26 protein-coding genes and 1 pseudogene are annotated in these 21,479 nt (G+C 66.0%); 6 read left to right on the forward strand and 21 right to left on the reverse strand.

What is annotated here, in order from left to right:
• Nucleotides 1–32 precede the first annotated feature (32 nt).
• Complete coding sequence (locus OG405_RS14270) at nt 33–806, reverse strand: SDR family NAD(P)-dependent oxidoreductase (protein WP_327152120.1); 774 nt, start codon at nt 804–806, stop codon at nt 33–35.
• A 414-nt stretch (nt 807–1,220) separates the two neighbouring features.
• Here OG405_RS14270 and OG405_RS14275 point away from each other — a divergent pair, with 414 nt between their 5' ends.
• Nucleotides 1,221–1,766, forward strand: coding sequence for a hypothetical protein (locus tag OG405_RS14275; protein ID WP_327152121.1), 546 nt, complete (start codon nt 1,221–1,223; stop codon nt 1,764–1,766).
• Here OG405_RS14275 and OG405_RS14280 read toward each other — a convergent pair.
• Nucleotides 1,741–2,205 carry a winged helix-turn-helix transcriptional regulator gene (locus OG405_RS14280; protein ID WP_442790713.1) on the reverse strand — a complete coding sequence of 155 codons (465 nt, stop codon included), beginning with the start codon at nt 2,203–2,205 and terminating at the stop codon, nt 1,741–1,743. The genes OG405_RS14275 and OG405_RS14280 overlap by 26 nt on opposite strands.
• 293 nt (nt 2,206–2,498) lie before the next feature.
• Between OG405_RS14280 and OG405_RS14285 the strand changes: the two genes are divergently transcribed.
• Complete coding sequence (locus tag OG405_RS14285; protein WP_327152122.1) at nt 2,499–2,978, forward strand: pyridoxamine 5'-phosphate oxidase family protein; 480 nt, start codon at nt 2,499–2,501, stop codon at nt 2,976–2,978.
• 150 nt (nt 2,979–3,128) lie between these two features.
• Here OG405_RS14285 and OG405_RS14290 read toward each other — a convergent pair whose 3' ends face one another.
• The 3 genes from OG405_RS14290 to OG405_RS14300 all read right to left on the reverse strand — a co-directional run bounded on the left by OG405_RS14290 (nt 3,129) and on the right by OG405_RS14300 (nt 5,163).
• Entirely contained in the window at nt 3,129–3,935 is an 807-nt protein-coding gene (locus tag OG405_RS14290; RefSeq protein WP_327152123.1) for a DUF3048 domain-containing protein, read from the reverse strand.
• Nucleotides 3,936–4,324: 389 nt separating this feature from the next.
• The gene (locus OG405_RS14295) at nt 4,325–4,642 is read right to left on the reverse strand and encodes a DUF222 domain-containing protein (RefSeq protein ID WP_327152124.1); all 318 of its coding nucleotides are present in this window, start codon (nt 4,640–4,642) and stop codon (nt 4,325–4,327) included.
• Nucleotides 4,643–4,695: 53 nt separating this feature from the next.
• Nucleotides 4,696–5,163 carry an NUDIX domain-containing protein gene (locus OG405_RS14300; protein WP_327152125.1) on the reverse strand — a complete coding sequence of 156 codons (468 nt, stop codon included), beginning with the start codon at nt 5,161–5,163 and terminating at the stop codon, nt 4,696–4,698.
• Between the two features lie 235 nt (nt 5,164–5,398).
• Between OG405_RS14300 and OG405_RS14305 the strand changes: the two genes are divergently transcribed.
• The gene (locus OG405_RS14305) at nt 5,399–6,700 is read left to right on the forward strand and encodes an amidase (RefSeq protein WP_327152126.1); all 1,302 of its coding nucleotides are present in this window, start codon (nt 5,399–5,401) and stop codon (nt 6,698–6,700) included.
• 139 nt (nt 6,701–6,839) lie between these two features.
• On the opposite strand, the gene OG405_RS14310 is transcribed toward OG405_RS14305, so the two are convergent.
• The 4 genes from OG405_RS14310 to OG405_RS14325 form a co-directional block, all read right to left on the reverse strand.
• Nucleotides 6,840–7,130 (reverse strand): hypothetical protein, encoded by a 291-nt coding sequence (locus tag OG405_RS14310; RefSeq protein ID WP_327152127.1) that lies wholly within the window; start codon nt 7,128–7,130, stop codon nt 6,840–6,842.
• A gap of 141 nt (nt 7,131–7,271) precedes the next feature.
• Complete coding sequence (locus OG405_RS14315) at nt 7,272–7,547, reverse strand: three-helix bundle dimerization domain-containing protein (protein ID WP_327152128.1); 276 nt, start codon at nt 7,545–7,547, stop codon at nt 7,272–7,274.
• Between the two features lie 109 nt (nt 7,548–7,656).
• Nucleotides 7,657–8,088: a DUF7144 family membrane protein gene (locus OG405_RS14320; RefSeq protein WP_327152129.1), complete on the reverse strand. Its 432-nt coding sequence runs from the start codon at nt 8,086–8,088 to the stop codon at nt 7,657–7,659.
• Between the two features lie 271 nt (nt 8,089–8,359).
• Nucleotides 8,360–9,427, reverse strand: coding sequence for a YeiH family protein (locus OG405_RS14325; RefSeq protein WP_442790714.1), 1,068 nt, complete (start codon nt 9,425–9,427; stop codon nt 8,360–8,362).
• Nucleotides 9,428–9,529: 102 nt separating this feature from the next.
• On the opposite strand from OG405_RS14325, the gene OG405_RS14330 reads away from it, so the two are divergent.
• Nucleotides 9,530–10,429 carry a LysR family transcriptional regulator gene (locus OG405_RS14330; RefSeq protein ID WP_327152130.1) on the forward strand — a complete coding sequence of 300 codons (900 nt, stop codon included), beginning with the start codon at nt 9,530–9,532 and terminating at the stop codon, nt 10,427–10,429.
• Nucleotides 10,430–10,673: 244 nt separating this feature from the next.
• Here OG405_RS14330 and OG405_RS14335 read toward each other — a convergent pair whose 3' ends face one another.
• The 8 genes and pseudogenes from OG405_RS14335 to OG405_RS14365 form a co-directional block, all read right to left on the reverse strand.
• On the reverse strand, nt 10,674–11,186 hold the full coding sequence (locus tag OG405_RS14335) for an Imm21 family immunity protein (protein ID WP_327152131.1): 513 nt from the start codon (nt 11,184–11,186) through the stop codon (nt 10,674–10,676).
• Nucleotides 11,187–11,666: 480 nt separating this feature from the next.
• Nucleotides 11,667–11,861, reverse strand: a complete 195-nt coding sequence (locus OG405_RS29225; RefSeq protein WP_442790715.1) for a PfkB family carbohydrate kinase — start codon at nt 11,859–11,861, stop codon at nt 11,667–11,669.
• Entirely contained in the window at nt 11,798–12,592 is a 795-nt protein-coding gene (locus OG405_RS14340) for a hypothetical protein (RefSeq protein ID WP_327152132.1), read from the reverse strand. Before OG405_RS14340 ends, OG405_RS29225 begins: the two co-directional genes overlap by 64 nt.
• Nucleotides 12,568–12,828, reverse strand: coding sequence for a hypothetical protein (locus OG405_RS14345; protein ID WP_327152133.1), 261 nt, complete (start codon nt 12,826–12,828; stop codon nt 12,568–12,570). The genes OG405_RS14340 and OG405_RS14345 overlap by 25 nt, the downstream gene beginning before the upstream one ends.
• 156 nt (nt 12,829–12,984) lie before the next feature.
• Nucleotides 12,985–14,508, reverse strand: a complete 1,524-nt coding sequence (locus tag OG405_RS14350; protein WP_327152134.1) for a HEAT repeat domain-containing protein — start codon at nt 14,506–14,508, stop codon at nt 12,985–12,987.
• A gap of 126 nt (nt 14,509–14,634) precedes the next feature.
• Nucleotides 14,635–14,763: pseudogene (locus tag OG405_RS29230) on the reverse strand (IS256 family transposase); the annotation flags it as partial.
• 73 nt (nt 14,764–14,836) lie between these two features.
• The gene (locus OG405_RS14360; protein WP_327152135.1) at nt 14,837–15,043 is read right to left on the reverse strand and encodes a VOC family protein; all 207 of its coding nucleotides are present in this window, start codon (nt 15,041–15,043) and stop codon (nt 14,837–14,839) included.
• The gene (locus tag OG405_RS14365) at nt 15,024–15,812 is read right to left on the reverse strand and encodes an arsenate reductase/protein-tyrosine-phosphatase family protein (protein ID WP_327152136.1); all 789 of its coding nucleotides are present in this window, start codon (nt 15,810–15,812) and stop codon (nt 15,024–15,026) included. The genes OG405_RS14360 and OG405_RS14365 overlap by 20 nt, the downstream gene beginning before the upstream one ends.
• A 215-nt stretch (nt 15,813–16,027) precedes the next feature.
• On the opposite strand from OG405_RS14365, the gene OG405_RS14370 reads away from it, so the two are divergent.
• Both OG405_RS14370 and OG405_RS14375 read left to right on the forward strand, forming a co-directional pair.
• A complete protein-coding gene (locus tag OG405_RS14370; protein WP_327152335.1) occupies nt 16,028–17,302 on the forward strand; it encodes an APC family permease in 1,275 nt (424 codons plus the stop codon).
• Nucleotides 17,303–17,338: 36 nt separating this feature from the next.
• Complete coding sequence (locus OG405_RS14375) at nt 17,339–17,851, forward strand: DoxX family protein (RefSeq protein ID WP_327152137.1); 513 nt, start codon at nt 17,339–17,341, stop codon at nt 17,849–17,851.
• A 208-nt stretch (nt 17,852–18,059) separates the two neighbouring features.
• Here OG405_RS14375 and OG405_RS14380 read toward each other — a convergent pair whose 3' ends face one another.
• From OG405_RS14380 to OG405_RS14395, 4 genes are all read right to left on the reverse strand, one after another.
• Nucleotides 18,060–18,482 (reverse strand): DUF302 domain-containing protein, encoded by a 423-nt coding sequence (locus OG405_RS14380; RefSeq protein WP_327152138.1) that lies wholly within the window; start codon nt 18,480–18,482, stop codon nt 18,060–18,062.
• Nucleotides 18,483–18,525: 43 nt separating this feature from the next.
• Entirely contained in the window at nt 18,526–18,777 is a 252-nt protein-coding gene (locus OG405_RS14385; protein WP_327152139.1) for a YgaP family membrane protein, read from the reverse strand.
• 36 nt (nt 18,778–18,813) lie between these two features.
• The gene (locus OG405_RS14390) at nt 18,814–19,080 is read right to left on the reverse strand and encodes a metal-sensitive transcriptional regulator (RefSeq protein WP_327152140.1); all 267 of its coding nucleotides are present in this window, start codon (nt 19,078–19,080) and stop codon (nt 18,814–18,816) included.
• 176 nt (nt 19,081–19,256) lie between these two features.
• Nucleotides 19,257–21,446 (reverse strand): MMPL family transporter, encoded by a 2,190-nt coding sequence (locus OG405_RS14395; RefSeq protein WP_442790716.1) that lies wholly within the window; start codon nt 21,444–21,446, stop codon nt 19,257–19,259.
• Nucleotides 21,447–21,479 lie beyond the last annotated feature (33 nt).

A 21,479-nucleotide genomic window follows, 5' to 3' on the forward strand; every position in this document is an offset into this window, starting at 1 on the left:
CACGGGCCGGTTCGTGGCGGCGCCGCTACCGGTCAGGCTGTGTACCCGCCGTCGACGTCCAGCCGCTGGCCCGAGATGAAGTCCGCCCGATCCGAGGAGAGAAAGGCGACCGCTTCGGCGATGTCCTGCGCATCGCCGAAGCGGCGCAATGGAATATTGCCCCGGGCGATATCGAGCGCCGACCCATCGAGTTCGCCGGACCCGATCAACCGTTGGGCCATTCCGTCGGTGAGCATTCCCGGCCCCACACAGTTGACGCGTACGCCGTAACGCCCCTCCTCCACGGCCAGCCCTCGGGCCACCGCCTCCACCGCCCCCTTCGGCCCGGAAGACAGCCCATCCCGGACGGGGTGCCGCCGGGTCGCGGCGGTCGTCACAGCGACAACAGCGCCGCGCGATTCGCGCAGCAGCGGCAGGGTGGCATGCATAAGGTTGAAGAACGCCGCAGCATCACCCATCAGCTGGTCACGGTACTGCTGGGGCGACACCTTGCTCAGATGGAGCATCGGAACATGAGGACCAGCGGCATAGACCACCGTGTGCAGACCGCCGAATCGCTGCCCAACCTGCGCGACGACCCCGGCCACCTCATCAGGATCCGCCAGATCCAGTGACCACGCCCGACATGAGCGACCCAGTCGCGCGACATCTTCGGTCAGCAATTCGGCACCCGAACGGTTATGGCGGTAAGTGAAACCGATATCGCTTCCCCGCCGGGCCAGCAGCCTGACCACGGCGGCACCGATTCCGCCGGTGCCGCCGGCCACCAGCGCGACTCCGGAACGCCCAGCGAAGTCGTCTGCCATCACACCTCCAGCCGAGCAAACATTTGCTTGCTAACTGTAGCAGTGCGACAGTCGATCCGGGATCGGCGTTTGCCGCCCGCGAGAGCGCACCTCGCGTCGTCGTAATCGGGTTCCATGACCGACAAGGCCTGCGTCGGGCAGTGCCGCACCGCATCACGCAGCACGAGAGCGTGTAGCGCTTCAGGCGCACTCCCGGTTGGCGCCGAGAACAGTTCGCCGCCACCGAACACCTGGCAGTGAGCGCGACCGCGGGCTGGGCAAAGTGCCGCCAGCAGGGTGATGCGCACTGGAGCGTTGCCGCCGAACACGGGACACGAGCTCATCGGACCACGATTCGGGATCGGCTCGCTTCACACCGGATACGCCGGGGAGGCACTCTGATGGTGAACAATCGACCCTTGAGAAGAGGCCCCTGTGCTCACTGAGTTCGCCCGCGATCACGCCTTCACCATCGCGTGGTTCGGTCTCATGACAATGGCGTGGCTCGGCTGGGGCCAGGAAGATCCACCGCGGGACTGGCGGTGGCGGCTCGGCGTCGGATCGGTCCTCGGCATCGCGCTGGCCGGACTATTCGGCTACGGCGTTGTCCGTCGCTGGGGTGACGCAACCGCACTCGAGGGACGGTACGCGTGGTTCGGCCTGCTCGTGCTCGCCGAGATCCTGATCGCAGGCGTCGGCTGCCTTTTTCTGTGGCGAATGCGCCGGAATCGATGGGTCTCGTGGTGGGTCGCCGTTGTCGTGGCGCTGCACTTCATCCCACTCGCCTTCCTGCTCGATGACTGGTCGCTGATCGCGCTCGGTCTCGTGCAGGTCATATGCCTTGCGGCGCTCGTGCCGAAGCTCACCGCGGACGACGCGCCCACGAGCCGATTGGTCGGGCCTGTGATGGGCACGTCGTTGTCGGTCTTCGCTCTCGTCTCGGTCGTGGTCTTTCTCATGAGGACGGGCGCGCCATGGTGACAGCGGCCGGCGGCTCTTCATCGGCTACGTGCCGGTCATAAAAAGTACGGGCGGTGGCGATCTCGTTCTGATGGTGTTCGGTCCAGGTGACCAATGCCTTGATGGTCGAGTGCAGGCTTGCTCCGAGCGGGGTGAGCGCGTAGTCGACCCGGGGTGGGACGGTGGGGTGGACCGTCCGTTCGACCAATCCATCGCGCTCGAGGTGACGCAGTGTCCGCGTCAGCATGCGCTGGCTCACGCCGTCGATCGTTCGTTTGAGCTCGGTGAAGCGAAGGCTCCGCTGGTCGAGGAGCGCGATGACGAGCAGTGACCATTTGTCCGCGATGCGGTCGAGGATCTGCCGGACCTCGCAGTCGGCTCTGCTGTCCCAGTGCGAAACGTCGAAGTCGGAGCCGGTATCCACCGAGTACCCGGAGCACATCGAAGTGCCTTCTTCCATGATTCCGCATTCTGCCCCAGACTTTTCCCGGTTACAAGAAAGAACCGACCCAACTATCGGGAACCGAGTCAGGAGTCGTTCGATGTCGGAATCCGAACCCACCGGTGTCCTCACCGGGATGACCGGGCCGGCGTGGGTGTGGTCGCGGTCCCCCGGTTCGGCTCCGCACTCGGCGGCTCGGCGATGACCGCAGTGAACGCTGCCGCCGGAATCGGGCTGCGTCGCACGTCGAATCCAACATCGGAATCCATGCCCGAAGCGCTCGCCCGGGGCTGAACGTAAGGAGAAATTTCATGACGACAACGGTGGAATCGTTCGCCGAGATCCGAGACGAGTTCGACACCTACGTGGGCAACATTGTCTATGCCACCATGACCACGGTCGATAAGCAGGGCCGGCCCCGCGCCAGGGTGCTGATTCCGGTCTGGGAGACGGTCGACGGACAACCGGCCGGTTGGCTCGCGACCTTTCCCACACCGGTCAAAGACGCGCACCTGGCCCGAAATCCGCACACGACGTTCTCCTATTGGACTCCGCAGCAGAACCAGGCAAGCGTCGACGCTGTCGCCGAGGGAGTCCCTTCGGACGACCTGGCGTCGCGGCGGCACGTGTGGGATCTGTATCAACGGACAAGTCCCCCCGGGGCGGGATACCCGCTCAGCCAGTTCTGGAGTGGGATAGATGATCCGAAGCTACGCGTCCTGCGGTTGACACCGTGGCGCGTACAAGTCATCCGCGGTCGTGACCTGCGGAGCAGGATCTGGCGCGCCTGAGCGGCCACTATGAGTGGGCGACTCATGATCTTCACCGCCTTCTCGGGAGGAGGATGCCGTGGAAATGCTCGAACGAGAATGGCTTCCAACCGATCCCCACATGAGCCTCGACGGCACATCCGGTAGGAGGTGGAGGCAGAGCGGTCCCGGTTACCAGAGCTGCGCGGGAATCAGGACTGTCCATACCTGCCCCGGCGCGAAGGGGATGGCTGTACCGGTGGGGGTTGTATAGGTTGTGCCTGCCTGTGGGGAGGGCCGGGACCACTCGGCCGGGAACGCTTGACCGTCGCGAAGTACGAGTGCCTCACCGCTACCGGTCGTCTTGGCCAGTGGTGAGACGCTGCCCGCGATATCGCTGACGGCCGAGTCGTCCACCTGCACACTCTGCAGCACGACCGTACTCGCCATGAGCTGTCCGGCATCGGCAACGGTGTAGGCAGCACCGTCCATGGACACCAGCCACCGGTCGTAGCGAGATGACCAGTCGAAACCGATCACCGTGCCCTCATACCGCGCTTCCTGATATTGCGTGGGCAGGCCACCGGCTGGCGTAGGGCCGAAGGGTAGTTGCGAAGCCGACGGCCAGCCGCCGCCTACGGGCAACTGATCCGAGCGGACGAACAGATCGTGCGGAGCGTCGCGCTCGTAGTCGCGGTAGTACGCCGCAGGTTGCCGATCGGCCGAGGCATTCTGGAGCGACGAGCGATCGACAGAGGCAACCAGCTCGGGTGCGGCACCAGAGGATGCCAACGTCGGGTTGCCGAACTGGTCCAACAGCGTCAGATCCGTTTCCCGCACACTTCGGACAGGTCCGATCACCGGGGGTTTGTCGGTCGAGAACACCGCGGCCAACCGGCTCAAACCACCCTCGACCGGCTCGACATAGACCACATCGGCGGCTCCGAGCCCTACCGGCGGCCGTGCCTGCGGACTGTTGTCTATCTTCGCGACGAGCACAGGCACCCCAACCCGCGAGGGCGTGGCCGAGCCGGGAGGAGCGCGCTCGGGTCGGAGGCCGTTACTGCATGCGAATACGGCACACATTCCCAGTGTGGTCAGGAACGCGGCAATCCACACCCACCATCGCTGTTGCATAAAGGGGACCCTCTAACGCACCCAATGCTACCCGGTCGCGCCGAAGACCAGTGTCACCACATCGACATCACCACATCGGCTTGCTTCCCTGCGCGATGTGGATTGGCCCGCGGTCAGACCGGGATAAGCCCGGCCGCATCGAGTGATCTCGCGGACGACGTCCCGGAACGGGCTGATAACCATGACTTCCGACAATCGACGCCGAGACCGGCGAGGAAGCGCAGAATCCGATCAGGCACCCGGGCTCGGCCTCAACTTGCTGCCGCCAGCGCCCTCCACACCTTTCTGGAACGCGAGCGCGCCTGCGGAGCCGCGTACTCGATTCGCCGGCGCGCTTCAGGGGCACTTATCCGCAGCAGATCAGCCAATAGTTCCACGGTGTCGCGATAGCCGGTGTCTGCGGCGAGGCCACGCCGCTCGGCTTCGGCGACTGCCGCGCGCATGGCAGCATCCAGTCGCTTCCGGCGGCGTTCGGTTTCGACGAGAGTGCGCAGCAAGTCGACATCGGCCAGTTCTGGCCATCCCGGCGCTGGAGCATTCGGTGCCAGCGCTGTCGAATGTATGGTCACCCGAACCAGCCTACCCCAGAATAGAACATATGTTCGATACCCGCCGACGATTGTCAGCGGAGTTGCTCGGCAAGCCGGGACAGCAATGGCCGCTGGCCGGTGGCCAGCTTGTCGTGCGCAGTGGTCAGATCGAACCATTCGACCCGATCGACCTCGGGGAAAGCACGGTACTCCCCCGACCGCGGCGGCCACTCCATCTCGAATGTCCCCGGCACCACCCGAGCCGGATCGAGCTCGCCCTCGACCGCCCACACCGTGACCTGTTTCTTGCTCCGCCCGCTGCCGTACCGCACTTCACCCAGCGCGATCCACTCCCCGTCGGGCACCGGCATTCCCAACTCCTCGTCGAATTCGCGGCCCGCTGCGGCACGGGCGTCCTCGGTCGCCGGATCGTACTCACCCTTGGGGATCGACCACGCCCCCGAATCCTTACGCGCCCAGAGCGGCCCGCCCATATGCCCCAGCAGCACTCGGACCTCCGGCTCACGACGAAACAGCAGAACTCCGGCGCTGTACTTCATGGCGTGCAGTATGCCGGAATGCAGCCCCCGATCAGCGCGAGGCCATGGGCCGTTTCAGCGCCATGAGCACGGTTCCATGTGCCACCGCAGCCGGACTCCGGGCATGTGGCTATTGCTGCGATGAGCTTGTCGCGACGGCCGTTGCCTCGAGTTCCGCCTTCCGTATCCGACGAGGGCGGCACAGCGAGACGAGCAGAGCGCCCGCGAACGAGACGCCAGCGGTGAACAGACTGGCATGGTTCCAGCCGTCGACCAAGGCAACCGGGCCCGAACCTGCTGGTCGTGCGGCGATTACCGCGACAACAGTGACACCGACGGCGGAGCCGACGTACCGGGCCGTATTGTTCGCGCCGCTGCCGAGACGCCCGGTGAAGTTTCGCCGGTCGAATCGACCGCCGCCGAGCTACGGTACAGGCGTGGCGAAAGCCTGGGCCCCCTCGACGGGGTCGTCATATCCGTCAAGGACATCATTGCCGTCGAAGGGATGCAGTGGGAGGCCGGGTCGGAGGTCTTGCGGGGAAACCTGGCAGCTGCCGACGCCGCCGCAGTCGCCGCGCTCCGCCGTTCGGGTTGCGTCATCGTCGGGAAAACCTCTCTCGACGAATTCGCGCTCACCACGACCGGGCCCGCCGTCAATCCTCATGACGACAGGCTGACCGCTGGCGGGTCGAGCTGCGGGTCAGCGGTCGCCGTCCGAAGTAGCATGTCGTTCTTCGACCTCGCGACAGACACCGGCGGCAGCACCCGGATTCCGGCCTACCGCTGCGGCGTCACCGGATTGAAACCGACGCGGTCTCTCCTGTCCACGGACGGCGTGGTTCCTCTCGCGCATTCTCTCGACCACCTCGGGCTGATCACACGCTCGGCGCGAGACTGCGCCATTGCTTTCGACTCAATGCTCCCCGGAACACCGCCGGAACGGCGCACGGCATTCGAGCCGCGCAATCTCCGCGTCGGGGTTCCATCCAACCTGCACTTTTATGGACCCGATGCCGAGTCGGGCTACCACGAATCGATCGCGACCTTGATATCTGCCGGAATGTCGCGTGTCGAGTTCGACCTTCCCGACCTCGACATCCTCGCCGACATACACAAGACCATCCTCTTGGCCGAGATGCGTGAATTCCACGGTCGTCGATTCGGCCGGTCAGAGCATCGTTACGGTCCCGGCCTGGAAGAATTCTTGTGGAATGCGCAGGAAATCACGAATGCGCAGTATCTGGAGGCCCAGCGGCGGCGCGATGAGATGACCGCCGCGATCAGCGAGCTCTTCACGAGCTGTGACCTCTTGTTGTTGCCGACGCTGCTCGTCGACACACCCCTGGCCGGGCAATCTGTCATCGATCTCGGAGGCGCGCCCACTTTCGCGACCACCGCCATGGTGCGGCTGACATCGCTATTCGACCACACCGGGCATCCCGCGTTGACGGTGTCGCCGCACAGCAGTGCGCACAAGAACCTAGCCGGAGTGCAACTCGTCGCCGCACACTACGACGATATGTTCCTGCTCGATGTCGCACAGTTCTGTGGAGCCTGATCGGCAGACCGATCTGCGCAACACCGCGTGCCGGAAGATCCGGTAACGGACTGTTCTCCTGATCAACCAGCAACGCCCGGACATGCGCAGACCAGAACCTGTAGGCGCCGGTGGCGAACCGTGCTTCACCGCCCGCGCGTCAGAGCAGCGCCGCGACCGACTCTTGCGCGAGTGCAGCGAACAGCTCGACGGCACGTCGGGCAGGACCCCTTCCTGGTCCCGCACGGGGAGGTCCACAGTGCGATTCGACGGACCTCGACCCACCCGCGATCGATGAGGAGAGCAAGATTCCGGCGATCTCGCTGACCGGCCGGGATTGGTCGGCTTCGTCGAGGTCTCCCCAGACACCGGCCAGACAGTCGATCTCATACGCATTGACCATGAAGGCTTTCTCGGGCTTGGTCAACACGTCCCACTCGTGCTTGCTCACTCATCGCTCATTGCAGCAGCCCTTCCCACGTCCAACCTCTCTCGGGTCCTCGGAAGGGCCGACCCGGCGGGCGGGATCAGCGCGTGCCTCGCTCACCCGGTGGACAGCTGCGCCGAAAGTGCATCGAGCGGATCCGCCGGATCAGCGCCGGACGCTCCACCGCCGCACCCGGCGTCTCGCCGGCTCGGTGGGGGCAGCCGTGCTGACAACGGCCGAATCCGCGATATCGGCGCCGATCTCCCGCCGAGCCGCCTTCTCGACGAGTAGCGGAAGGAATGCCCGTATCCGGCTGTCCGCGAAACGCTTGTGAATTGTGCGCACCCTGACTTTCACCTCGGACGGCGGGACTGACGGGTACCGACTGATCAATCGTTCGATCAACTGTTCGACCTGGAGCAATTCATCATCGCCGGTCATCCGATAATCCTCGGCGCCGCCGTGAACTGCGGTCAAGGCACGATTTGGGCCCAACCCGGCAACGCTATCGGCACACGGACCGCCCTGCCGTTCGGCGTCACACCGCGGTTCAGGTTTCCGGTTCCCAGGTGGTGACGGCCCAGATGACCACCACACTCAGTGCGATGATCACGACGGACCAGGTGGGGTAATAGGGCAGGGACAGAAAATTCGCGAGGGTCACCAGCGCGGCGATGGCCAGCGCCGAGTACCGCCCCCACACGGTGCCGAACATCAACCCGCTCGCACAGATCAACGCGACGACGCCCAGCACGAGATGGACCCAGCCCCATGTGGTCGTGTCGAACGCGAACACGTAGTCGGTATCGGTGACGTAGAAATCATCGCTCACCAGGGCGGCGACCCCCTGTAGCACCGAGACCACTCCCACGATGAGGAGCATGATCGCGGCAATGATCGAGATCCCCGCCGCGATGCTCTGCTCCTGGAACGGCTCGGGCTCCGGTATCGGCCTGTTGGCAGGCGACGTGCGATAGGTCATGTCAACCCCTTACCGATTCGGATAATCGGATCCCGGTAATTCGATGCGGCTGCGGCTTCGGTGCGTACCCGATCTCGAGGTGCGTCGATCACGACCGGTCCGTCGCGGCGCCCGAGATGGACCAGATGATTCGCGGCCGCATATCCGGTGAACCGCGAGTTTACCCAGTTCGCCGCAGCTGAGGGGGAAGCCCGGTGACACGGGGTCGGCGCGGTAGCCGAGGTTTCCGGTATCGCCGGGGGGTGGTGCCGGTCCGGCGGACCGGGCGCGATCAGGCCACCAGAAGGGAACCGGCCAGCGCGATGGTCGCTACCCACACGGTGGACAGGGTCGCCAGGACGAACGGACGCGATCCCACCGAGCGCAGTAGCGATACGCGGACGCCGATCCCCAGCGCGAACATCGCCGCGGTGAGCAGTGCGGTCTGCGCCTCCTCGGCCAGGTCGACCACGTTCTGTGGCAGCAGCCCGGACGAGCGCAGCGCGACACAGCCCAGGAAGCCGAGCACGAACACCGGAATCAGCGGTGGCTGCGCGCTACCGGTTCGGCTGCCCGCGGCCATGCGGCGCTGCCGGGCGCCGAGGTAGGCCATCACCGGAGCCAGCATCAGGACGCGGGCCAGTTTGACCACCGTGGCCACCGCGAGAGCACCGCCGCCGATGATGCCACCGGCCGCCACTGCCTGCGCCACCTCGTGGATCGAGCCGCCCGCCCATATCCCCGCCTGCTGCTCGGACAGTCCCATCGCGTTCGCCAGGAGTGGGACAGCCGGGATCATCAATGTCCCGAAGACGACCACCAGCGCGACCGCGGTGAGCAGTTCCTCTTCCTCGGCGTCGACCACTCCGCCGGTGGCCGCGACCGCCGCGGCCCCGCAGATCGAGAATCCGCAGGCGATGAGCACGCGCTGCGTCCACGACAGTCCCAGCAGCTTGCCCGCGTACATCGTGCCCACGATGCCGAGTACGACGATCGCCACGACGACGGCGATCACCCCCCATCCCAGGCCGATGACGTCACTGAACATCAGGCGCAGTCCGAGCAGCGCCACTCCGACGCGCAGCAGCCGCTTGGAGGAGAAGTCCAGACCGGGCCGGATCCAGCCGGGCACGGTGACGAGATTGGCCAGCAGGGCGCCGAGCACGATGGCGGTCAGCAGCGGGCTCATCGCCGGTACGAGGTGCCCGATTCCCATCGCGGCCGCGGCGCCGATCCCGCACATCACGATCCCGGCCGCCATGCCCGCGCCCCGGGTCCGGGTCGGCCGGCCCGTTCTGTAGTCGGTCTCCGGCTGCACCGGCTGTGGTGGATCGGTGACTGCGCGAACATCACTGGACATACCGAGAATTCTGCTGCGCACGCCCCGCCCGCGGTAGCCGGCAATCCGCCATGGCCACATATCAATCTGATATGCATTAGCGGTAGGGCATATAATCGGAGCATGTTCAGTCGATGGCCGGAGCTCGGCGTTCTGGAACTACTCGTCGGGGTCGACGACCACGGAAGTCTCGGTGCCGCAAGCAGAATCGCCGGAATCGCCCAGCCGAACGCGAGCCGCGCGATAAAGCGGCTCGAAGCACAGGTCGGCACACCGCTGCTGCAGCGAAAGCCCACCGGCTCGACACTGACACCGGAGGGCACGGTGATCGCGCACTGGTCCAGGCGGGTTCTCGACGACGCCCGGCAGCTGCTCGACGTCGCGGCGGGTATGCGGGAGAAGCGCGCCGCGGAGCTCACCGTGAGCGCGAGTATGACCGTCGCCGAACATCTGATGCCCGCCTGGCTGGGCCGGTTCCGGCGCATCGACCCGGACGTGACGATCCACCTTCAGGTCCGCAATTCGATGCAGGTGTGCGACGACGTCGCCGCCGGCAGTTGCGATGTCGGGTTCGTCGAGTCCCCGACCGTGCCCCGGGCGCTGCACAGTGTCGAGGTCGCCCGCGACCGGCTGGTGGTCGTGGTCGACCCACACCATCGGTGGACGCGCCGCCGGCGCCCGTTGTCGATCGCCGAGCTCGCGCAGACGCCGCTGGTGGTCCGTGAGCCCGGATCCGGTACCCGGACCACACTCGACTTGGCACTGCACGAATACGACCGGGCGGCACCGCTTCTCGAGCTCGGAAGCGGTGCCGCCATCAGAACCAGTGTGCTGGGCCGGGTCGGGCCGGCAGTGCTGAGCACCCTCGCGGTCTCGGCCCAGGTGGAGTCCGGGGATCTGAAGGTCGTCGAGGTGGAAGGCCTCCACCTCGACCGCACCCTCCGCGCCGTGTGGCGCCCGCCCCGGCAACTGGAGGGTCCCGCCGGCGACCTCGTCAGACTTGTACGGCGAGTGCGTGTTTGAGGATCTTGCGGGCGCCGTCATCGGCAGAGCCGTGCGGTCGTCGGATCAGAACGCGACAAGTCAGCAAGGAACACCGATATTCGGACGGAGAGCCTGCCGGTCCTGGGAATCCGGCACCACCTAGTTGAAGGTCTACTTCCGAATGGACATCGACGAGGACGGTTGGCCGCCGGCCCGGGAAGCCACAGCTCGCGGGTGAGGCAGCGGGCTCCGCGGCGATCAGGACAGTGACTTCGAAATGGCTTCAACCCTGCTGAAGCTGAACAAGAATCATCCAGTCGCCCGAGTCCCGGAGAGAAGTTGCCCGGACTCGGTAACTCCCTGGATCCAGGTCGACGAGGAGCCGATTGTCGGGCTCGATCTCTGCTCCCGCCCATGCCGAGTCGAAAAGCATGACGGGTTCTCGTACTTCCCAGACGAGGTCTTCGTCCGGATCCCACGTGATGTCTCGCAGTACCCGCCGCACCACGTCGACGAGTTCTTCGTCGGAGCCGGCTGCCGCCCCACGCAGGAACACCCGCTCACCGGGGAGATATGTCGTGCGAGCGGGTTGATCGCCGAGAACCAGGGCCTGCTGGGAGCCGACCGCGACCAGGCCGATGTAATTCCGCACCGAGCAGGCGCGGCCGTAATCGCCCCACGTCTCCACCGCCCCGTCCATATCCTCCGCATCCTCCACCCCAGCCCAGTGACCGAGTTCGGATTCAGGGGCGATGAGCAACGGGCCTCCGGCGGAGTGGACCCAGGTGTATGGCATGACGGCTCGCTCGTTGTTCGTTCGGTCTGCTCGGTTGCGCTCACAATTGTCGACTATCGGTTCCTCGGGCTTCGGCCGACCACCGCTCCGGCGGGGCGTTGATCGCCGCCGAGGTCGGCAGGTCGCCGATCGACCGAGGCATTCTGGAGTGAGGCGCGATCGACGGAGGCAACGTGTCGTCAGGAACGCGGCAATCCCTCACGGCAGTGGATCGACATCAAGCAGTTCACAATCGCCGAGCCCACTCCGACCTATCGCGATCTGCTGTGCGCGCTGATCGGCCATCAACACTGCCGTGACGACTACATCTGCGGCGGGGTCGACCCGGCGGGCACCCGCCACGGCCCGTATCGGATCGACCGGATCACTCACCAACGTGCCGCCGTGCCCCGAAACCCGGGCTGCGAGCCCTAACCGGACGAGAGTTGCCGTCTCCTCAGTGATGCGAACGTGCCCGGTGCATTCGATACGAACCACCACCTACACCTCGTCGGCCAGGAACTGTTGCAGTTGAATGCTGTCCGGAATACCCGCATTGCCGAAGACCGCGCACTTCCGCGCCGCGGACCACGAAGCGATATCCAGCGCCGCGGCCGTATCGGCACCGGCCGCTACCGCCCATGCGAAGGCTCCATGGAAGGTGTCGCCCGCCCCGCAGGAGTCCTTGGTTTCCACCGGGTGGGCGCGGTACCTGTGCCAACCGGTTTTGTCCAGGAAACTCCACCTCGCTGTCCTCGGGTCGCCACCAGAACCCGCGGCCCGAGGTCGTCGAACGCTTGCTCCATCGCGTGTTCCAGCGAAACCCCCGGGGTCCGTTCCCCGAAGAACTTCTGCGGCGAGACGATGTAGTCGATTCCGCGCAGGTACGCCTCGCTCGACTCCTTGTATCCGCCGGTGTCGATGACGATCGGTACGTTGCGGTCTCGGCACGAGATGATGGCTGCCATGCTCAACACCGGATCGGTGCAGTCGAGCAGAGCGGCGTCGGCACCATCGAACACCGACGGCAGTTCCGTCAGGAACTCATCGTCGGCATAGGGCTGCGGCAGCCATATCGTCGAACGGGTACCCCGGTCCGCGGTGACGATCACCGCAGATCGCTGGCTCACCTGTTTCCGTTCGAACAGTGTCGCCTCGAGCGGCTCCCGGCCCAGTTCGGTTCGCAGAACCTCGGCGTGCACGCCGGTACCGCACAGCAGATACAGCTTCACACCGCCATTCCCGAGCCGTGCGGCCGCGATCGCACCCCTCCCCGCCGGACCTCCGACGACAACGTCGTGCTGCCGCACCGGATTCTCGCTGTCCTCGACCGGATGACTGTCCAGCACATAGAGGTAATCGATGGTCGCCATACCGGTGACCGCCACCACCGGCGACGATTTCAAGAGAACCTGCTGATTATCCATTCACTTCCCGCTTCAGCCGAGACCGGATGGTGGACATCTTCAAGGTCCGCCTCCTCCGCGATCCGCCGCGTGGTGACGATAACCGTTCTGGTGTTGCGCCGGAGCAAGGTCGCCGGCACGGCCGCTGTCTCTGGGAACTTCACCATTTGGCGAATGATCCGAGCCTTGCTGGGATCGAACCCGAGCACCATCAGGCCCGCACATTCGACGGCGGCCGCCAGGCCGACTGTGAGCACGGACCGTAACGGCTGGTTCGGGTGACTGGCAGGTGACCGTCAACAGCGTCACACCCGAGGCGAACGACGCTGTTGCCGCGGCGAACATGGCCCGGTTGCCGCCGAACTCGCCGCACACCCTCGAGGGGAAGCATCAGTTGGCCATCGCGGGCGGTTTCATTTCTCGGTGGGGGGTCGCAAGGGAAGAACGCCGCGATGTCCGCCGCCTTGCCGGCCGCGTTCGGTGAGCGCTATAACGCCGTGACCTGTGACCCTCGTGTGCGGGCCCAGTCCATGTGGGCCGATCGAGGCCCTGTCGGCGATAAGGGACGCGGTCATTTCGTCGGGAATTCCTGTGCGCTGCTGAAACTTCGCCCACGCCGCGTCCCACTCGGCGTCCTGATCGATGCGGGGGTCACCGAAAATGCGTTCCCAGATCTCACTACTGAGCTCCTCCCACATCTCAGGTGCGAAACCGTGCGCACTCAACCACTCCGACTCCGACTCCGCACGCAGTCCCTGCTCCGACGGATGCGGATCGTGATCTGGACTCAGTTGCAGATCACTGACACCATCACCCTGGTGTGCTCGTCGTTTGATTTCACCGTTCTCGGCGATGCACCAGCCACCCCACTCGTAGGCATCGACCTCCTTGTACCAGTGTGCGGCACCGAATCGCGCGCTCAACTCCACACACCGTTCTGCTCTCGAGGGCCGCGCCTGCTCCTCGAGCCAGCCCGCTCTGTCCTCCTCGGACCGGTCAGCGTAGAAGAAGGTGAAGTAATCATCCTCCCGTGCTTCGCGAATACGGTTCTCATCACGGGGATAATGCGATATCGGGTCGCCGAACACCAACGTCCAACCGTCGAGAGCGGGACTGACGTAGACCCGATCGCATTGCGCGGACGCATACAGCAGACCGCGATTCTCCCGAGCCACCGCGGCCCCCATCGCCGCAGTCGCCGGAACCGGATCCGAGAGTCCGAACGCGTCGAGTACGGCGGTCTGATCCTCGGTGGGCAGCGCCCACCACAGACAACAGGTCCAGGACGGGATACTGGGCAGCGCCCGGGCGATCTCGGTGTTCACGAACCGGGACAGCAGCATGAGGTCACTGGAATCGATGGCGTCCCAGCCGATCGTAGCCAGCACCTCCAGCGCCGCCCGCCGCGTAGGCAGGGAGGAACGCCTGATCTGCTGCAGCACCGGCACCAGCTGCGTGCCGAAAGCGGCGAACGATTTCGCTGCCGCGTCGCGTACTCTGTCGTCGCTGTCGCCCAACAGCACCGCGAGCACGAAACCGTAATCGGGGATGCCGCGGGAGCCGATGTCGTCGGCGACCCGTTTCCGCACAGCGAAGTCCGCACTGAAACTGTCCTCGGCGTAGACGGCGGCCTGATGAAGGCGCGCTATACCCAGCAACCGGCACAGGCGATACTCGGTGGGGCTCATGGCTTCGGTCGAACCAGCCTCCGTGCGAATACCGCTGAGCGTGCTCAGCACCGGCTCGTAGCTGAGCGGGCCGAGCCGGTCGAGCACCTGAGTGCACACCGTGGCCATGGATTCCGAGTCGGTGGTACACAATTCGCCCAAGAGTGCCGGTATCGCGCTACGCCCGGCCGCGACGAGCGTGTCCACCGCCGCCTGACGGGCCTCACCCCCGCTTGCCCCCAGCTGCGCGACCCAGTCGTCGATCGTCATCAACTACCCGTAACCCTCCGAACACGCAGGTTCGTTGTCGAACACCGCGTCGTCCACCGTGCCACAGTCTGCTGACAGAGCCTGAATGCACCGGACCGGGACCCGAAATCGGGATGAGCGGGTGTGCAGCAGCCCGTCCGGGCCGGTCAGGGACATGCCCTGTTTCTTGGCGATCCGGACCAGCTCGACCGCTGCCAGCAGCTCGGCCGACGCCTCGGCTTTCTTCTTCGCCACGACATCAAGTGTCGTCATCACAGCTCTACCTTCTTCGTTGGGCTGATCGAGCTTGAAGTCCTCGAGACCCCGGGGAACCTCGAGTGTGGCTTCATCACAGTGCCGGCCATGGCTCGAGGTGCTCGGCCGCCCTGCTCCCCGCCGGCAGCGGCCGCAGCGGGCCGCGGGTGACATCGGCGAACGCGGGGCTGTAGTCGTGGGCGACGGTGAAGCCGAGGTGTGTGGTGTAGAACTCGATCGCCGCGGCGACGTTGTCGACGAGGTAACGGACGCCGGCCAGTTCAGTTGCGGTATTCGGCATGAGTGGCGCTCCCGGTGACGGTGGTGGGCGTGAGCAGGGGCAGCAGATATCGGTTACGGATGTCGATTTCTTCTGCGACACGGCAGAACTCGGGGTAACTCGCCGCGTCGTCGGCCGGCGCGGCGGTCGCCGGGTCGGGCAGACTCCAGTGCACGGTGGTGGCAGGCCCGTGATCGCGGGGGTATTCCCGGACCCTGTCGCACAGGGTGATCACGTAGTCGAACCTGCGGTCGGCCACCGCCGGCAGTGCCGTGGTGTGGTGTCCGCTGAGGTCGATGCCGTAGCGCTCGTGCAGAACCCGCACCGCGTTCGGGTGCAGCGCGGGTTTGGGATGGCTACCCGCGCTTGCCACCTCGATCCGGCCGTTGCTGCGGTGGCGCAGTAACCCCTCGGCCATGGGTGAGCGCGCACTGTTACCGCTGCACAGGAACAACACCGCCGCACCGGTCACGTCGGTGGGAGTCGCCGCAGCCGGAGCCAGCGCCGGGTGTAGGGCGCCCGCGGACTCGGCCCACGCCGCGCCGCAGCGCCCGAGGTCGAGGTGGTAGTAGCTGTCGCGGCCGTCGAAACTGCTGCGCCGCATGGTGACCAGGCCGGCCGAACGCAACAGCCGCAGATGGTAGGAGACCAGGTTCTGTGGCTCGCCGACGGCGGCGACCAGTTCCCGCACCCGGCGGTCACTTGCGGCCAGTTCGGTCATCAGCGCCCACCGTAGTGGGTGAGAAGCCATCCGCATCAGCAGCGGAACGGGCAGCCGATCGCTCACCATACCTCTAGATTACATCAAACCAATTTGATGTAATAGGTGTTCGGCGCTTCCATCTCGCTTCGCCGCCCGCTCCGGGTTCTCGTCGCGGAACTACCGAAGGCTCGCGTCGACGGCGGGAGTCTCGCCGAACAGGCGGGGCACACAGGCCGGCTGCAGCGATGAGCTCGGGTTACTCCCGGGCTCGAGCATCGATAGGAGTTGTGGTGTCGGAGAATATGTCGACCGGTGGACCGGATCCCGCCGCCCGGCAGTTGCGGCGCAGTCTGGGGCTCACCGATGCCGTAGTGGTCGGGCTGGGGTCGATGATCGGGGCCGGCATTTTCGCGGCGCTGGCGCCGGCTGCCCGCGCGGCGGGGTCGGGGTTGCTGCTCGGGCTCGCCGTCGCGGCTCTGATCGCCTACTGCAACGCGACTTCCTCGGCGCGGCTGGCCGCACGCTACCCGGCCTCGGGCGGCACCTATGTATACGGCCGCGAACGGCTGGGCGAATTCTGGGGATATCTCGCCGGGTGGAGCTTCATTGTCGGCAAGACCGCCTCCTGTGCGGCAATGGCACTGACCGTGGGGATCTACGCCTGGCCCGAACAGGCGCACCCGGTAGCCGCGGCTGTGGTGGTGGCGGTGACCGCGATCAACTACCGGGGCGTACAGAAGTCGGCGGCGGTGACACGGGTGATTGTAGCCCTCGTACTCGCGACGCTCACCGCGGTGATGGCCGCCGCGTTCGCCTCCGGCGCGGGCGCGGCCACCCGGCTCGGCTTCGGCGCCGATCTCTCGGTAGGTGGAGTACTGCAGGCAGCGGTTCTGCTGTTCTTCGCTTTTGCCGGATACGCGCGCATCGCCACCCTCGGCGAAGAGGTGCGCGATCCCACCCGCACGATCCCCCGGGCGATCCCCTCGGCGTTGGGGATCACCCTGGTTGTGTACACACTGGTCGCGATCGCCGCACTGGCGGTGCTGGGCCCGGTGGAGTTGGCCGCCGCCAGCGCACCCCTGTCGTCGGTTGTCCGGGCAGCCGAGGCCGGCTGGGCGGAACCGGTGGTGCGCGCGGGCGCCGTGCTCGCTGCGCTGGGGTCACTGCTGGCGTTGCTGCTCGGCGTCTCACGCACCACCCTCGCCATGGCCCGCGACCGCCATCTTCCTCGCGCGCTGGCCGCCGTACATCCACGGTTCGCCGTACCACACCGCGCCGAACTCGCCATCGGCGTGCTCGTCGCCGGCGCCGCGGCGACCATCGACATCAGGTCCGCAATCGGCTTCGCCTCGTTCGGAGTCCTGGTGTACTACGCGATCGCCAACGCCGCCGCCGCAACCCTCACCGCAGCCGAGGGCCGCCCGATACGGGCCATTCCCGCGGTCGGGCTGGCAGGGTCTCTGGTGCTCGCATTCACCCTGCCCGGCCCGTCGGTTCTGGCCGGAGCCGCCGTCGTGGCCGTGGGCGCACTGATCTACACGGCGCGCCGCCGCCCGCCGGACAGCGATACCACTTGAACAACAATAGGATTCGCCCGACCGAAGGGGTACCGAATGACCCGTGACCACACCTGGCCGACTCGACTCACCGCGACGACAGCGCCGGCGTCGGTGATCTGGATCCGTCTCTACGTGGGCGCGGTGTTCTTCTTCGAAGGCATCCAGAAATTCCTCTACCCCGAAAGGCTCGGCGCCGGCCGATTCGACAAAGCTGGTATCCCGGCCCCGGAATTCTTCGGCCCCCTCGACGGAGTGCTCGAGATCGTCTGCGGCGTCTTGATTCTGGCGGGACTGTTCACCCGGCCCGCGGCGGTACCGATGATCGTGAACATGCTCGGTGCGCTGCTGATCACGAAGCTGCCGATCCTGTGGGGTGAGGCGGCACTGTTCACGGGGAAGTCCGGGTGGTGGGATTTCGTCCACGAGTCCCGCACCGACCTCGCGCAGCTGTGCGGCAGCGCATTCTTGCTCACCGTCGGTGCCGGCGCCTGGTCACTCGACGCACTCCTGGCGAAGGGTGCTACGACGATGACCCCGCACCGATCCGGCCGGAAAACTCCCCGGTGAGCGCCTCACGGGCGCGCTCACGCACGACGCGCCGATCCTCGGCCAACGCGGCCGCTGCCAGCTGCTCGGCCTTCTTCTCCGCGAAGGCATCCGCTGACCATCCGGTCGGCGAATCAGGCCGGAAACGCCGATAAATCCACAGTCCCGCGGGTTCCGTCCTGCGGCCGGCCAGCTGGGGGCCAACGCCGATTGTGGAAGGTACGCCTTGTCAATGCGTGGTTGCATGCAGAGAGTCGACGGCAGCCCGGAGTTTCATCGAGGCTTCCTCGGCGACAGGTGTCAGCGCGGATTCTCCGGTGACTTGAACCATGACGTTGGGGTTCATCGCTTCGACCAGTACATCGGTGTTCTTTGCGGGATCACGCCGAACAACAACGTTGCAAGGCAACAGGAGCCCGATCTGGCGATCGATGTCGACAGCGCGGTGGGCCAGCGGTGGATTGCAGGCACCGAGGATGAGGTAGTCCTCCATTTCATGGCCGAGCTTGGCCTCGAGCGTGGCGCGCATATCTATCTCGGTGAGTATGCCGAACCCTTGCTCGGACAATGCCGCGCGCGTGCGTTGCACGGCGTCGTCGAAGGTGGTGGTCAGGGTGGTGGAAATCGCGAGTCCGGTCGTGGTGTCGGTCATCTGGTCATCTCCTGTTCCGGTGGGTGGTTGTGGCCGCGTGCATTCAGGTGCGCGGGTTCGTGCAGGTGGAGGAACCGGCGGGAACACCGAGACGTGCCATGATCAGCGTCGCCGGGCACCAGCCGACCGCGCTGTAGAGCAGCAGGTTCGCTCCGACTAGCAGGGCCAGGACCAGCCACCACGGTGACAGCGCTGCGGCCATGCCGGTACTCACCAGGACCAGAATTCCGGCAAGCAACGGAACCAGGCGGTCGATGGTCCATTCGCGGTGGCGTACGAGGGTCGGCATATTCATCCGTCCTTCCGCTGACTGTTCCTGGACACGCTGGGGTCAGGCCAACGCGAGGAACAGTTTTTCCAGCTCGTCGACAGTCATCGGGTCGGTATCCCCGTCCTCGCGGTCGAGGCATTCGCGCAAACCGGTGGCGACGATCTTGAAGCCGGCTCGGTCCAGCGCGCGGGATACGGCCGCGAGCTGGGTGACCACGTCTTTGCAGTCGCGCCCGGCCTCGATCATCGCGATGACACCCGCAAGTTGACCGTGGGCGCGGCGCAGCCGGTTGAGTACGGGAGCGATGGTGTTCTCGTCGCCGATCATGGTGCGTTTCTCCTCTTCACGTCCCCCACCTCATAATACCCCCCAGGGTATCTGGTCAACGCGAGGTCGGGGCACAGGGCATCGGTCATTGGTCATTGGTCATTGGTCATTGGTCATTGGTCATTGGTCATTGGTCATTGGTCATTGGTCATTGGTCATTGGTCATTGGTCATTGGTCATTGGTGAGCGAAACGGATGCTCGGCAGCACTCTGCGTAGCCAGCGTGGCGACCACCACGCACCGCGGCCGGTCAGTCGCAGGATGACCGGTAGCAGGACCAACCGCACCACGAGCGCGTCGAGCAGGACCGCGACGCCGAGGATGATGCCCATCTCCTTGGGTGGCAGCGGCTGGGCCAGGGCGAAGGTGAAGAACACCGCGACCATGACCGCGGCCGCCGCGAAGATCACCCGCCCGGAATGCGCCAGTCCGTCGATGTGGGCGGCCTTCGGGTCCTCGGTGCGCTCGTAGTGTTCTTTGGCGGTGGCCAGCAGGAACACCGTGTAATCCATGGCGATCGCGAAGATCATGGCGAAGAAGAACACCGGCCCCCAGCCGTCGAGGAATCCCTGCGGGGTGAAGCCGAGCAGGCTCGCGCCGTGACCGTCCTGGAAGATCAGTTTCGCCACACCGAACGCGGCGGCGGTCGACAGCAGGCTGACCAGGGTGCCCAGCGCCGCGATGAGCGGAGCCTGCAGCGCGACCAGCAGCAGCACGAAACCGAGTACGAGGATCACGCCGACGATGATCGGTAGATAGTCGTCGAGCGCTTGCTGCAGATCCAGGTTCTCGGCGGGGGCGCCGCCGACGATCGCCTGGTCGGGTAACCGTTCCCGCAGGTCGTCGAGGATCGCACCCATGCGTTCGTCGGAGGGGTCGACTTCGGGCAGGGCTCGCAGCATCACCAGATCCGATCCGTCGCCGGAGGACTGGGCGGGGGTGACCATGGCGACACCGTCGGTGGCCGCGGCCAGACGACCGGCTTCGGCTGCGTCTTCGGCCGGGGCGACGATCTGCAGCGCTCCCGGAGCACCGGGGCCCAACTGGCGTTGCACGAGTTCATACCCCAGACGCACCGGTGCGTCCGCGGGCACGACCTGAATCGAGGGCATCGCGACCTTCAACCCCAGCACCGGAATCGACAGCCCGATCAGCACGGCGAGCGCGGCGACCGCGAACGGCCACGGGTGGTTGTGCAGCAACTCACCCCATCGAGCGAAGCGCGGGGACCGGTGCTGTTGCCGTTTCGCATACGGGAGCGCACGTGCGTTGATCTTGCTGCCGAGCGCGCCCAGCGTCGCGGGCAGCAGCGTCAGAGTGGCGGCGAGTACGAACACCACGGCCAGCATGATGCCGACAGCCATCGTGCGCACCGCCGGAGCCGGGACGAGCAGCACCGCCGACAAACTCACCAGCACCGTGATGCCCGACAGCACAACAGCCTTGCCGGCGGTGTCCATGGTTTCGGCGACCGCCCGCCGGGTGTCGGCTGTTCTGGTCAGCGCGTCCCGGAAGCGCGCGACGATGAACAGGGCGTAATCGATCCCGAGCGCGAGGGCGAACATCATCGCGAAGTTCATCGCCCACACCGAGATGGGTGTGATCTGGTTCAGCAGCACCAGCCCTCCGGCGGAGGCCACCAGACCGGCGACGGTCAGCAGCAGCGGCAGCCCCGCCGCGACCAGGGAGCCGAATGCCAGCACCATGATCGCGAGCGTCACCGGCCAGGAGAACAACTCGGCTTTGATCATCGCGTCGTGATTGGCTTTGTTGAAATCACTCCAGAGCGCGGACGCGCCCGTCGGATAGACCTCCACTCCCCCGCCCGACAGCGCCGTCAGAGTCTCTTTGTGGTCGTCGACCGCTCGGACCATGTCGTCGGTGGATGCGTTCGCGCCCGCGATGAGGATCCCGGTGTGGCCGTCGGGACTGATCGTCGTTCCCGGCTGCGGAGCGATCACCGGCCCGAATCGGTCGTCCCCGGCGAACACCTGAGTGACCTCACCGATCACCTGTGTCATCGCCGGACTGCCGACGGTCTCGGTGCTGGAGTGCACGACCACCTGCACGGCGGCCGAGGAGTTCCCGCCGAAGTGCTGTTCGGCGACTGCACGCACGCGCACCGACTCCGACCCGTCGGCCTGCCAGCCCGCGCCCGCGAGCGAGCTGAACACACTCGGCGCTGCCGCGCCGAGTGCGATCAGCACTACCAGCCACACCCCGAAGACCAGGCGCGCGCGCCCGGCCATGGTCGCACCCAGTCGCGCGAGCGGCCCACCCAGCGGCGCGGGCGAGGGTTCCGGAGCGACCGCGGTCGCAACGCGGGTCGACGCGCCGCCTACTCGGTTCTCGGGTTCTTCGCTCATCGGCACACTCCTCCATTCATATACCCCGGGGGG

The sequence above is a fragment of the Nocardia sp. NBC_01329 genome, from assembly GCF_035956715.1.
Taxonomy (GTDB): domain Bacteria; phylum Actinomycetota; class Actinomycetes; order Mycobacteriales; family Mycobacteriaceae; genus Nocardia.